The following is a 12,286-nucleotide window of genomic DNA, read 5'->3' on the forward strand; positions in this document are numbered from 1 at the left end:
CCCCGCCTCTTACACCACATCTCTGCGCGCTACCAGTTTCAAGTCGAGTTTTGCCGATTTCGACCAAGAATCGCTGCTACTAAAAAGGTAACAGTACTCATATTTGCCCTTTTTTGGCCACAAGCCCTAAAACAAGCCTCGCCAAGGTCGGGAAGCGGGCCAAATCGCCGGCCTCGAGGCTTATTCCACCGTTCCGTAGACGGCGCCCCAGCCGTGGGCGGCCAAGGCGGAGTTGAGCTGGTCGCAAAGTGACTGGCGGTCGTAGTAGCCGGGCGGCAAAAGGTTCACGATTTCCATGAGGTCGGGCGCCAGGTCCAAGATTTCGGCCTGTACGATCAGATCCAGGCGGTCGATGGCGTGGCGGTCGTAAAACAGTCCGTCGACCAGGCGCTGCAAGTCGCCGAATTCCTCGGCCTGAAACGATCCGTACTCCATAGTGCCTCCTTGGGCGCCCCACGCCGGCATGCGCGGCGATTCGTAATTGATTGCGATGAACTTAATCTATCACGGCTTCATAACGTTGCGACGATGGCGGTCTATACTTAGACGAACTGCAACGTACCGCTTCGCGAAAGGTCGCACCCCATGCAGACGATCTACCAGAAGATGGAAACCACCGAACTCGATGCCGCCATCGAGGCGCTCAAAGCCGAGGTCGCCGAGGTCAAGGCCAAGGGCCTGGCGCTCGACATGGCCCGCGGCAAGCCGTCGCCCTCCCAGGTGGACATCTCTCGACCCATGCTCGATATCCTCAATGCCGATGCCGATCTGCATGACGGCAACGTCGACTGCTCCAACTACGGCTGCTTTGAGGGCATTCCCTCGGCACGCAAGCTGGCGGGGGAGTTCCTGGGTTGTCCTGCCGAGCAGACGCTCGTACTGGGCTCATCGAGCCTGCTGATCGAGCACGATATCGCCGGTATGTTCTGGCGTTGCGGCTCGTGCGGCAGCGACCCTTGGGAGGCTTACGAGGCAGCGCACGACGGCAAGAAGGTCAAGTTCCTGTGCCCTGTTCCCGGCTACGATCGCCACTTTGGCATCACCGCCGATCTGGGCATCGAGAACGTCCCCGTCGCGATGACCGACAACGGCCCCGACATGGACGAGATCGAGCGCCTGGTTGCCGCCGACGATTCCATCAAGGGTATCTGGTGCGTGCCCAAGTATTCCAACCCCACGGGCATCACCTTTAGCGAGGACACTGTGCGCCGCTTGGTCGAGATGCCCACGGCCGCGCCCGATTTCCGCATCTTCTGGGACAACGCTTACTGCGTGCACGACCTGTACGACGAGACCGACGAGCTCGCAAATATCTTTGACCTCGCTCGCGCGGCGGGCACCGAGGATCGCGTGGTGGCCTTTGCCTCGACGTCCAAGATCACCTTCCCGGGCGCCGGCATCGGCTTTATCGGTGCGAGCCCCGCGGTCATCGCCGAGTTCTCCAAGCGCCTGAAGGCCGGTCTTATTAGCGCCGATAAGCTCAACCAGCTGCGTCACGTGCGTTTCCTTCCCACCATCGAGGCGGTCAAGGAGCACATGAAAAAGCATGCCGAGTTCCTGCGCCCGCGCTTTGAGGCCGTTGAGCGTAAACTCACCGAGGGCTTGGGTAACACGGGTTGCGCCACTTGGACTCATCCCCATGGCGGCTACTTTGTGAGTTTCGATGGCCCCGAGGGCTCGGCCCAGAAGGTCGCCGCGCTTTGTGCCGACCTGGGCGTCAAGCTCACGCCGGCTGGTGCCACCTGGCCTTATGGCAAGGATCCGCGCGACACCAACATCCGCATCGCGCCGAGCTATCCCACGGTCGAGGACCTGGAGGCTGCGCTCGATGTGCTGGTGCTGGCTGTCAAGCTCGTCGCTGCCGAGCTTGCGCGTGCCGAGCGCGCCTAACGCGTAGGGCCCCGCAAGTCCGCGCCTAGTACTATCCGCACTTTCGATACGTAAAGGAGCGTATACATGGATTTGGGTATTTCCACCAACCCCACGCCAGAGCTCTACACCATTAAGGTGACCGGTGAGATCGATATCTCTAACGCCGATAGCCTGCGCAATGCCATCGACCTGGCGCTCGAGCAGCCCACCGAGGCCGTTGAGCTCGATTTTGCCCAGGTGAGCTACATCGATTCGACGGGCATTGGCGTGCTCGTGGGCGCCGCGCACCACGCGGTCGACCACGGTAAGCGCTTTAGCTGCACCAATGTGCAGCCTCCGGTGATGCGCGTGGTTCAGCTGTTGGGTGTCGACCAGGAGATTTCGATCACCGCTGCATAATCTTGGCCCCCAAAAGGGCGTGCCGTTTGGCATATGTTTGTGATGCGCTCGGACGTTTTGGCGTCCGGGCGCTATACTTGACCGAATGAATAGACGAGTTCCGGCCGAATGGCGCGGTGCGGGCTCGACTCACATCGAGCCTTGGAGGTATGTGTGTTTGGTATTGGAGAGGGTGAGCTCGCGATCATCGTGGTCTTCGGCTTTTTGCTGTTTGGCCCGGATAAGCTCCCGCAGATGGGCCGCACGATCGGCCGTGCCATCCGTCAGTTCCGCGAGACGCAGGAAAAGATGACGGCCGTTGTTCAGTCCGAGATTATCGATCCGGTGAGCGAGGCCGCGTCGGCGCCGGTCAAGCCCAAGAAGGCCGCTGCGACCGACGACGATTCCGATGCGGACGAGGAAGCCGTCGAGACGGCTGCGCCAGCAAAGAAGGAGACCTTTGCCGAGCGCCGTGCCCGCCTTGCCGCCGAGAAGGCCGCAAGCGAGGGTGCTGCTGAGGGCGAGGTCGCTGCCGAGGATCCTGCGACCGATGCCGCCGCCGAGTCCGCTTCCGCTGTAGAGCCGGAGCCCGAGCCCGAGCCCGACCCGGCAGAGCCCACGACGGCTGACCTCTACGCCCGTCGTCCCCGCAAGCGCAAAGCCGTCGTCGACCAGCTCGCTCGCGAGCTCGAGGCCGAGGACGACGCCGCTGCCGCCGACGCCCCGAAGGGAGGCGATGAGTAATGCCTATCGGACCTGCGCGAATGCCGCTTTTCGATCACCTGGGAGAACTCCGTCGCCGCCTGACCATCGTGGTCGTGTCGGTATTTGCCGCAGCCATCGTGCTGTATTTCGCCACGCCTGTAGTGCTCGACATCCTGAAAGACCCCATCCGCTCCTTTGTGCCGGACGGTAAGTTTTACATCACCACCACGCTCGGCGGCTTTGGCCTGCGCTTCTCGCTGGCCATCAAGATGGCCGTGGTCATGTGCACGCCCATGATTATCTGGCAGATCCTGGCATTTTTCCTGCCGGCACTGCGCCCCAACGAGCGCAAGTGGGTTGTGCCCACGGTGCTCGCCTCGACGGTTCTGTTCTTCCTGGGTGCCATCTTCTGCTACTTCATCATCATCCCTGCGGGCTTTGAGTGGCTCATCGGCGAGACTTCGGCCGTCGCCACGGCGTGGCCCAACCTGGAGGACTACATCAACATGGAGCTGCTCTTTATGATCGGCTTTGGTGTGGCGTTTGAGCTGCCGCTCATCATCTTCTACCTGTCCGTCTTCCACATCGTGTCCTATGCGGCTTTCCGCAGCGCTTGGCGCTACGTGTACGTCGGCCTGCTCGTGGGCTCGGCCGTGATCACGCCCGACGGCTCGCCCGTTACGCTGGGCCTTATGTATGGCGCCCTGCTCTCGCTCTACGAGATTTCGCTCGCCATCGCTCGCGTGGTCATTACCGCGCGCGAGGGCAAGGAGGGCTTGTTTGTGAGCCGTCTGGACCTGTTCTCGGACGACGAGGACGACGAGGAGTAAATCGGTATGCACGAGGTTGGCATTGTCAACGGCATACTCGATACAGTGATTCGCGCGGCGCGTGGGGCGGGGGCCTCGCGCGCCGTTTTGGTAACGCTTCGTATCGGGGATATGACCGAGGTCGTGCGCGAGGCACTCGACTTTGCGTGGGAGACGTTTCGCGATGAGGACCCGCTCACGCGCGGCTGCGAGCTTGCCGTGGAGGAGGTCCATCCACAAAGCGAGTGCCTGGACTGCGGCGAGGCCTTTGAGCACGACCGCTTCCATTGCCGCTGCCCCCACTGTGGAGGCGCCAACGTACGCCTGCTGCACGGCCGCGAGCTCGACATCGCCAGTATAGAAATCGAAACCCCCGACGATTAGCCCGCCAGCCACCTGGGGACGGGGTATAAATGGTAGAAGTTAAGGAGTGCCGAGTATGGCCGAGAAAACGATTGATATCGCGTCGCCGATTCTGTCGCGCAACGAGCGCTTGGCAGATCAGCTGCGTCAGCGTTTTAATGAGACAAACACCTATGTGATCAATGTACTGTCGAGCCCTGGCTCGGGCAAGACCACCACGATTCTGGGCACCAACGAGCGCCTGCGTGACAAGGCGGGCCTGCGTTGCGCCGTCATCGAGGGCGATATCGCCTCGGATGTCGACGCCATTACCATGAAGGAAGCCGGCATGCCTGCCATCCAAATCAACACGGGCGGCCTGTGCCACCTCGAGGGCAACATGATCATGGAGGCCGTTGACGCGTTCGACCAAGCTGTGGGTCTGGAAAACATCGACGTCATCTTTATCGAAAACGTGGGTAACCTGGTCTGCCCAGTCGACTTTGACCTGGGTGAGAACCTGTCCATCATGATCCTCTCGGTGCCCGAGGGCGACGACAAGCCCATCAAGTACCCGGGCATCTTCCAACACGCCGGCGCGCAGTTGCTCAACAAGGTCGACGTGGCCCCGGCTTTCGATTTTGACATGGATAGGTATACTAAGACCCTCGATGACCTCAATCCGCAAGCGCCGCGGTTTGCCGTGAGCGCGCGCAAGGGCGAGGGCATGGATGCCTGGTGCGATTGGCTCATCGGGCAGATTGAGCAAGCAAGGGCGTAAGTCGGCCGCCATACGGGCGGGCGCAGCCGCAGAGACATGAGATAGGAGCCTCTTTTGAAGCTCATCATCGCCGAGAAAAACGACGCCGCGCGTCAGATCGCCGAGCGGCTGTCCACGGGCAAGCCCAAAAAGGACAAGGTGTACAACACCGCCATCTACCGTTTTGAGTGGAAGGGCGAGGAGTGCGTGACGATCGGCCTTGCCGGTCACATCCTGGCGCCCGATTTTTGCGACAGCGTGCTGTTCGATAAAAAGCTGGGTTGGTATTCGGTGACCGAGGACGGCGAGATGCTGCCGGCCGATATGCCCGATGGCCTGGCCCGCCCGCCGTACGACACCAAGCGCAAGCCGTTCCTTGCCGATGGCATTTCCATCAAGGGCTGGAAGCTCGAGAGCCTGCCTTACCTCACCTGGGCGCCCGTTATTAAGCTACCGGCCGAGAAGGAGCTCATTCGCTCGCTCAAGAACCTTGCCAAGAAGTCCGACAGCGTCATTATCGCCACGGACTTCGATCGCGAGGGCGAGCTGATCGGTTCGGACGCCCTCAACAAAGTGCGCGAGGTTGCGCCGGACTTGCCGGTTGCCCGCGCCCAGTACTCTTCGTTTACCAAGGCCGAGATTACGCAGGCCTTCGATAACCTTGTCTCGCTTGACCAGAACCTGGCCGACGCTGGCGAGAGCCGTCAGCACATCGACCTCATTTGGGGTGCGGTGCTCACGCGCTACCTGACGCTTGCCAAGTTTGGCGGCTTTGGCAACGTGCGCTCCGCCGGCCGCGTGCAGACGCCGACGCTTGCCCTGGTGGTCGAGCGCGAGCGCGAGCGCATGGCGTTTGTGCCCGAGGACTATTGGCAGATCCGCGGCATGGGCGCCGCGCAGGGCGCTGCCGAGGATGATCGCTTTAAGATCGCTCACAAGACGGCGCGCTTTACCGACAAGGATGCTGCCGAGACGGCGTACGGCCATATCGACGGCGTTGCGACGGCAACCGTCGCCGCGGTGACCAAGCGCTCGCGCAAACAGCAGCCGCCCACGCCGTTTGCGACCACCTCGCTGCAGGCTGCCGCCGCGGCCGAGGGCATCTCACCTGCGCGTACCATGCGCATCGCCGAGTCCCTCTACATGGCCGGTCTCATCAGCTACCCGCGTGTCGACAACACCGTGTATCCCGCGACGCTCGATCTGGGCGCCGTGGTGAGCGACCTGGCAAAGATCAACCCGGCGCTGGCGCCCGTGTGCAAAAAGGTACTCGCCGGCCCCATGAAGCCCACGCGCGGCAAAGTCGAGACCACCGACCACCCGCCCATCTACCCCACGGGCGAAGGCGATCCGTCCACGCTCGATGGCGGCCAGCGCAAGCTCTACGACCTCATCGCCCGCCGCTTCCTGGCGACGCTTATGGGTCCCGCGACCATCGAGAATACCAAGCTCGAGCTCGACGTGAACGGTGAGCCGTTCGTGGCTTCGGGCGATGTGCTCGTGACCCCGGGTTTCCGCGAGGCGTACCCGTACGGACTCAAGCGCGACGAGCAGATGCCGCCGCTAGAGCAGGGCGACACGGTCGACGTGTTCGACATTAAGCTTGAGGCCAAGCAGACCGAGCCGCCCGCGCGCTACAGCCAGGGCAAGCTCGTGCAGGAGATGGAAAAGCGCGGCCTGGGCACCAAGTCCACGCGCGCGAGCATCATCGAGCGCCTGTACGCCGTGCGCTACCTCAAAAACGATCCCGTTGAGCCGAGCCAGCTGGGCATCGCCATCATCGACGCGCTGTCGCAGTTTGCCCCGCGCATCACGAGCCCCGATATGACCAGCGAGCTCGACGGCGACATGACCCGCGTGGAGCGCGGCGAGGACACCGAAGAGCATGTCGTGACGCACTCGCGCGCGCTGCTGGCCGGCGTGCTCGACGAGCTGCTCAAGCATACGCAGGAGCTGGGCGACGCCATCAGCGACGCCGTCACGGCCGATGCGCGCGTGGGCGCCTGCCCCAAGTGCGGCAAGGACCTGGTTATGAAGACGAGCGCCAAGACCCGCGGCAGCTTTATCGGCTGCATGGGTTGGCCCGACTGCGACGTGACCTATCCGGTGCCGAGTGGCGTCAAGGTGAGCCCGCTCGAGGGCGAGGCCGCCGTGTGCCCCGAGTGCGGCGCGCCGCGCATCAAGTGCCAGCCATTCCGCCAGAAGGCCTTCGAGATCTGCGTGAACCCCACGTGCCCCACCAACTACGAGCCCGATCTTAAGGTGGGCGAGTGCAAGGTGTGTGCCGAGGCCGGACGTCACGGCGACCTGATCGCGCACAAGAGCGAGAAGAGCGGCAAGCGCTTTATCCGCTGCACCAACTACGATGACTGCGGCGTGAGCTATCCGCTGCCGGCGCGCGGCAAGCTCGAGGCGACGGGCGAGACCTGTCCCGAGTGCGGCGCCCCCATCGTAGTGGTCAACACGGCGCGCGGTCCGTGGCGTATCTGCGTCAACATGGACTGCCCGACCAAGGAGAAGAGGCCCGCCCGCGGTCGCAAGACCACAACCAAGGCGAGCACGGCAAAGAAGACGACGGCTAAGAAAGCCACTGCCGCCAAGAAGACGACCGCGAAGAAGTCGACTGCCAAGAAAGCAGCCGCCGACAAGTAACGGCGCAGTCGAAACATTGCCCAAAAAAAACGAGCGAGGACCCCGCGATCCTCGCTCGTTTTTTTGACCGGCAGTTAGGGACGTTCCTTTTCTGCCGGCAGTTTAGGAACGTCCCTAACTGCCGGCTCGGGAACGACAAAGCGCTAGTTCACCTCGACAGGCTTGGCGCCGGGATAGCGCTCCTCAAAGTCTAGGCGGTACTTATTGTCATTGGTGCCCGCCACGTTGTCGCGCGACAGCGGCGCCACGATCTCATTCTTGTGGTCCGCAGGCTTGGCGTATTTCAGGCTGATCTCCCAGGCATCACAGATTGCGTCAATGCGGTGATCCAGGTCGTCGTACAGAGCGATGATGTCCTTCCAGGAGCTGTAGTTCTTGGAGCTCGTCGGGACGTCCAGGTCCTCGACGATGTCGTAATACTGCTCGATGGTGTCCTCCGTGCGCTCGGCGACGTCGGCGAGATTTTGACGGGTGGTTCGATCCTCTTCCAGATAGTTGCCGTTGAAGTTCTGCGCGCAGCCACGGACCTGGCTGTCGAGATCTTCGAGCAGGTCGTAGTATTCGCTCAGTCGGCGGTAGAGGTTCTGCTCAGAGAGCGTTGCTTCGCCGCCATCCTCGTCATCATCGTCATCATCGTCGTACAGGCTGTTGGGATCGCCGAGAGGCTTTAGGTTATCGTCGTCGACGTCATGGTGCAGCTTGGCTACCTCGGCAGTCGTCTGCGTGGCGGCGTTGTCGAACGGTCTGATTGCAAAGAAGATGACCAGGGCGATGATGATCGCCACCAGCACAACGATAACGGCGATAAGCGGCCCGGTGCCGCTCTTTTTGGGAGCGGGGGTCTGTGGCGAAGCGGGCGCGTATGCGGGAGCCGGCTGCTGTTGGGGCGAGCCGCTCGCGACGGGTATGCGCTGCGTGGTCTCGACGGCCTCGGTCCTTGCGGCGGGGTCGGTGCTATAGGCGAGGGGGTCGTCCGCCTTGGCTTGCGGCGTATCAAGGGAGCCGGTCTGCTCAAAAGCGGGCTGGCTATCGCTCGCGGCTGTTTGCTCAACGGGTGCACCGCACGAGGTGCAGAACTTGGCATTATCTGCAAGAAGCTTGCCGCACGAGGCGCAATACCGAGACATTGCCACTCCTTTCGCCACATTTCAATGCAATACGACGATTATACCCAGCATTCAAAATTCCCCATCATACGTTGCGGTGAAATAGGGACTGTTTGGCGGTCTCAGGGCTTCAATCAGTCCCTATTTCACCGCAACTTTAGCCGGCAGTTGGGGACGTTCCTTTTCTGCCGGCAGTTTAGGATCGTCCCTAACTGCCGCCCTAATGACTAGGTTCGATTTGGGGTGCGCCGGACGCTGGGGTATCATGGCTTGGTTGATATATCTGCATTTACGCGCCTTGTAGGAAGGGGCTGCGCCCATGGCTTTTGATCCTGCTCAACATAGCTTTATCACGCTCGAGGGCGTCGACGGTGCCGGCAAGTCCACGCAGGCGCGCCTGCTTGTCCGCGCGCTCGAACTCGCTGGCTACCAGGTTGTGAGCCTGCGCGAGCCGGGCGGCACCGCCATCAGCGAAAAGATTCGCGCTTTGCTGCTCGACCCCGCCAACACGGCGATGGGAGACACCTGCGAGTTGCTGCTCTACGAGGCGGCGCGCGCCCAGTTGGTGCACGAGGTCATCGCGCCCGCCCTCGTGGCCGGCAAGGTGGTCCTGTGCGACCGCTTCTACGATTCCACGACCTGCTACCAGGCATTTGCCGACGGCCTCGATCGCCAGATGGTGCGCGACGCCAACAACCTGGCCGTCGCGGGAACGCACCCGGCACTCACACTCGTCTACCACATCACGCCCGAGCAGGCGGCGCTGCGCATGGCGGCCCGTGGTGCGGCAGATCGCATGGAGGCAAAAGGCATGGCATTCCAGGAGCGTGTCTACCAGGGCTTTTGCGCAATTGCTGCCGAGGAGCCAGACCGCGTAAAGCTCATCGACGCCACTACGACCGTCGAGGAAGTCTTCGAGAAGACGGTCGAGCAGGTTCGCGCGTACGGTCTCGGCATTCCGCAGGAAGCCGTCGCCGCCGCGCTTGCCAAGGAGGCCGAGTAACATGGCCCCCGCTCAGGCAAGCCTGCTGGCCAAGCTCGACACCCAAGAGCGCGTGCGCGACTTTTTGACCAATGCCGTCGCCAGCGGTCGCGCATCGCACGCCTACCTGTTTTTGGGCGCGCCCGGCGCGGGCAAGCTCGACGCCGCGTGGGCGCTCGCCCAAGCCTTCCTGTGCGAGCAGGACGGCTGCGGCGCATGCGACAGCTGCGTGCGCGTCTCTCGGCATACGCACCCCGACGTGCACTATTACACGCCCGAGAGCGCCACGGGTTACCTCATTGCCCAGACCCGCGAGCTGCTCGATGACGTGCCGCTGGCGCCCATCCGCGCCAAGGCAAAGGTCTACATCATCGACCGTGCCGAGCAGCTGCGCGCCAACACCGCCAACGCATTGCTCAAAACGCTCGAGGAGCCGCCCGAGGGCGTCATGTTCATCCTGCTGGGCACCTCGGCAGACGTGATGCTGCCTACCATCGTGAGCCGTTGCCAGTGCGTGCCGTTTCGGCTGGTGTCGCCCACCGTGGCCGCGCAGGCCGTGAGCCGCGCCACCGGCCAGGACCTCGCGCGTTGCCGCATGGCCGTCGCCGTGGCGGGCAGCCCCACGCGCGGTATCGAGTTCCTTAAGAGTGCCGAGCGCCAGGACGCCCGCCGTCAGATGGTCCGTGCCATCGACTCGCTCATTGCCGCCGACGAGGCCGACGTGCTCAGCCGCGCCAAGTCACTCATCGTCGCCGTCAAGGCGCCGCTCGCCGAGGTCAAGTCCACGCAGGAAAAGGTGCTCGAGCAAAATGCCGACTACCTGTCGCGTGGAGCATTGAAGCAGCTTGAGGACCGCAACAAGCGCGAACTCAACGCGCGCGAGCGTTCGGGTATCATGGAAGCGCTGGCGAGCGCGCGGACGCTCATGCGCGACGTGCTGCTGACACTTCAGGACGAGGCAACCGACGTGGTGAACGAGGACGTGCGCGACACGATCGGTCGGCTTGCCGCCGCGACCAATGTTGCGGGTGCCACCCAGGCGCTCGAGGCGGTTGCGACCGCCGAGCGCAACATCGCCAGAAACGTTACTCCCCAGCTGGCCATCGAGGTCATGCTGTTCGATATCAGGAAGGCACTGAAATGCCGTTAGTCGTACCCGTTAAGTTTACCTACGCCTCGCGCGACCTGTGGTTCGATCCGCAGGATTTGGATATCCTCGAGGCCGATTATGCCATTTGCTCCACCGAGCGCGGAACCGAGATCGGCCTGGTCACGGCCGATCCCTTCGAGGTGCCGCAAGACGAGATCGGTCAGCCGCTCAAGCCCGTGCTGCGCGTGGCGAGCGACATCGACCTGCAGCTTGCCGACGACCTGGCCATCCAGGGCGACGAGGCCATGGTCGACTTCCGCCGCCTGGTCAAGGAGCTCGACCTCGAGATGAAGCCGGTCGGCGTCGAGTACCTGTTTGGCGGCGAGAAGGCCGTGTTCTACTTTGCGGCCGAGGAGCGCGTCGATTTTCGTCAGCTCGTCAAGGACCTGTCCTCGACGCTGCACATTCGCGTCGACATGCGCCAGATCGGCGTGCGCGACGAGACCCGCCTGGTGGGCGGCTACGCCCAATGCGGACAGGAGCTCTGCTGCACGCGCTTTGGCGGACAGTTTGAGCCCGTCTCGATCCGCATGGCAAAAGAGCAGGACCTGCCGCTCAACTCGTCCAAAATCAGCGGCGTGTGCGGCCGCCTGATGTGCTGCTTGCGCTATGAGTTCGAGGCGTACAAGGACTTTAAGAGCCGTGCGCCCAAAAAGAAGACGCTCATCGATACGCCGCTTGGCAAGGCGCGTATTCAGGAATATGACACGCCGCGTGAGCAGCTGGTGCTGCGCCTGGAGAACGGCAAAGTCTTTAAGGTCAACCTGGCCGATATGACGTGCTCGGAGGGCTGCAAAAAGAAGGCCGCCGAGCAGGGCTGCAACTGCCGCCCCGACTGCGTGACGCGCGACGTGCTCGAGCGCATCGAGTCGCCCGAGATGCGCCTGGCGCTCATGGAGCTCGATCGCGAGAACGGCGTCGACGTGGGCGATGGTCTGTCGAGCGCCGACCGTCTTGCCGGCACGTCGATGCCCAAGCGCCGTCGTCGCGATGCTGAATCCGATGCTCGCGCCGGTCAGGGCCAGGGCGAGGGCCGTGGCCGCGGAAAGGGCCGTGGTAAGGACGAGGCACCCGAGGCCGAGGAGGCCGCCGGTGGTCGTCGCCGCCGCAAGCGCGCGGCGTCCGTCGACAACGGCGAGACCACAGACAAGAACGCTTCCCGCGAGCGCGAGGCTCAGCAGCCCCAGCAACAAAACCGCGGCGGTGGCATGAACCCCACACGTCGCCGCCGCCGTCATCTGTCGAGCGAGGAGCGCGAGGACGCCTTCCGCGCCGCAGCTGCTCGCGAGGCCGGTGCCGCTTCCAAGGGTCCCTCGGCCTCCGATGCGTCTGCCGACAAGGGCGGCAAGTCACGTGGCGAGGAGGAGCGCGCGCCGCGTCCGCGCCGTCGCCATTCCTCGGGCGCGCAACAGAAGCCCTCAGTGCCCTCCGTGGCCGATCAGGTCTCGGATGGCGAGGTCAAGGTCACGCGCCGTCGTCCCGGAGATGGCGGGGGAGCGGCTGCCAAGGCTTCGCGTGGCGCGGCTCGCG

12 protein-coding genes are annotated in these 12,286 nt (G+C 63.2%); 10 read left to right on the forward strand and 2 right to left on the reverse strand.

What is annotated here, in order from left to right; all coding sequences use genetic code 11:
- Window positions 1-180: 180 nt before the first annotated feature.
- A complete protein-coding gene (locus tag DWX39_RS10180; RefSeq protein WP_022093864.1) occupies window positions 181-435 on the reverse strand; it encodes a hypothetical protein in 255 nt (84 codons plus the stop codon).
- A gap of 150 nt (window positions 436-585) precedes the next feature.
- Here DWX39_RS10180 and DWX39_RS10185 point away from each other — a divergent pair, with 150 nt between their 5' ends.
- The 7 genes from DWX39_RS10185 (at window position 586) to DWX39_RS10215 (ending at window position 7,518) form a co-directional block, all read left to right on the forward strand.
- Window positions 586-1,890: an aminotransferase class I/II-fold pyridoxal phosphate-dependent enzyme gene (locus DWX39_RS10185; protein WP_089572423.1), complete on the forward strand. Its 1,305-nt coding sequence runs from the start codon at window positions 586-588 to the stop codon at window positions 1,888-1,890.
- A gap of 66 nt (window positions 1,891-1,956) precedes the next feature.
- Window positions 1,957-2,271 carry an STAS domain-containing protein gene (locus DWX39_RS10190; protein WP_035137695.1) on the forward strand — a complete coding sequence of 105 codons (315 nt, stop codon included), beginning with the start codon at window positions 1,957-1,959 and terminating at the stop codon, window positions 2,269-2,271.
- 153 nt (window positions 2,272-2,424) lie between these two features.
- A complete protein-coding gene (locus DWX39_RS10195) occupies window positions 2,425-2,994 on the forward strand; it encodes a twin-arginine translocase TatA/TatE family subunit (protein WP_158561654.1) in 570 nt (189 codons plus the stop codon).
- A complete protein-coding gene (gene tatC, locus DWX39_RS10200; protein WP_199411497.1) occupies window positions 2,994-3,785 on the forward strand; it encodes a twin-arginine translocase subunit TatC in 792 nt (263 codons plus the stop codon). Before DWX39_RS10195 ends, tatC begins: the two co-directional genes overlap by 1 nt.
- 6 nt (window positions 3,786-3,791) lie before the next feature.
- Window positions 3,792-4,148: a hydrogenase maturation nickel metallochaperone HypA gene (hypA, locus tag DWX39_RS10205; RefSeq protein WP_117759808.1), complete on the forward strand. Its 357-nt coding sequence runs from the start codon at window positions 3,792-3,794 to the stop codon at window positions 4,146-4,148.
- A gap of 55 nt (window positions 4,149-4,203) precedes the next feature.
- Complete coding sequence (gene hypB / locus DWX39_RS10210) at window positions 4,204-4,887, forward strand: hydrogenase nickel incorporation protein HypB (RefSeq protein ID WP_006235936.1); 684 nt, start codon at window positions 4,204-4,206, stop codon at window positions 4,885-4,887.
- Between the two features lie 54 nt (window positions 4,888-4,941).
- Window positions 4,942-7,518 (forward strand): DNA topoisomerase I, encoded by a 2,577-nt coding sequence (locus DWX39_RS10215; protein ID WP_117759810.1) that lies wholly within the window; start codon window positions 4,942-4,944, stop codon window positions 7,516-7,518.
- Window positions 7,519-7,661: 143 nt separating this feature from the next.
- Here the strand turns inward: DWX39_RS10215 and DWX39_RS10220 are convergent, their stop codons facing one another.
- Window positions 7,662-8,645: a zinc-ribbon domain-containing protein gene (locus DWX39_RS10220; RefSeq protein WP_117759812.1), complete on the reverse strand. Its 984-nt coding sequence runs from the start codon at window positions 8,643-8,645 to the stop codon at window positions 7,662-7,664.
- Between the two features lie 298 nt (window positions 8,646-8,943).
- Between DWX39_RS10220 and tmk the strand changes: the two genes are divergently transcribed.
- From tmk to DWX39_RS10235, 3 genes are all read left to right on the forward strand, one after another.
- A complete protein-coding gene (tmk, locus tag DWX39_RS10225; RefSeq protein WP_117759814.1) occupies window positions 8,944-9,627 on the forward strand; it encodes a dTMP kinase in 684 nt (227 codons plus the stop codon).
- Window position 9,628: 1 nt separating this feature from the next.
- On the forward strand, window positions 9,629-10,756 hold the full coding sequence (locus DWX39_RS10230) for an ATP-binding protein (RefSeq protein ID WP_117759816.1): 1,128 nt from the start codon (window positions 9,629-9,631) through the stop codon (window positions 10,754-10,756).
- On the forward strand, window positions 10,747-12,286 hold a 1,540-nt coding region (locus DWX39_RS10235), incomplete at its 3' end, for a regulatory iron-sulfur-containing complex subunit RicT (RefSeq protein ID WP_117759818.1). The genes DWX39_RS10230 and DWX39_RS10235, both read left to right, overlap by 10 nt.

It is taken from the genome of Collinsella sp. AF19-1LB (assembly GCF_003459655.1).
Lineage (GTDB): Bacteria > Actinomycetota > Coriobacteriia > Coriobacteriales > Coriobacteriaceae > Collinsella.

Excerpts from the sequence above, each read along its gene's own strand:
- DWX39_RS10185 (WP_089572423.1), top strand. The coding sequence starts at position 586 with ATGCAGACGATCTACCAGAAGATGGAAACCACCGAACTCGATGCCGCC.
- DWX39_RS10190 (WP_035137695.1), top strand. The coding sequence starts at position 1,957 with ATGGATTTGGGTATTTCCACCAACCCCACGCCAGAGCTCTACACCATT.
- DWX39_RS10230 (WP_117759816.1), top strand. The coding sequence starts at position 9,629 with ATGGCCCCCGCTCAGGCAAGCCTGCTGGCCAAGCTCGACACCCAAGAG.
- tmk (WP_117759814.1), top strand. The coding sequence starts at position 8,944 with ATGGCTTTTGATCCTGCTCAACATAGCTTTATCACGCTCGAGGGCGTC.
- tatC (WP_199411497.1), top strand. The coding sequence starts at position 2,994 with ATGCCTATCGGACCTGCGCGAATGCCGCTTTTCGATCACCTGGGAGAA.
- hypA (WP_117759808.1), top strand. The coding sequence starts at position 3,792 with ATGCACGAGGTTGGCATTGTCAACGGCATACTCGATACAGTGATTCGC.
- DWX39_RS10220 (WP_117759812.1), bottom strand. The coding sequence starts at position 8,645 with ATGTCTCGGTATTGCGCCTCGTGCGGCAAGCTTCTTGCAGATAATGCC.
- hypB (WP_006235936.1), top strand. The coding sequence starts at position 4,204 with ATGGCCGAGAAAACGATTGATATCGCGTCGCCGATTCTGTCGCGCAAC.
- DWX39_RS10180 (WP_022093864.1), bottom strand. The coding sequence starts at position 435 with ATGGAGTACGGATCGTTTCAGGCCGAGGAATTCGGCGACTTGCAGCGC.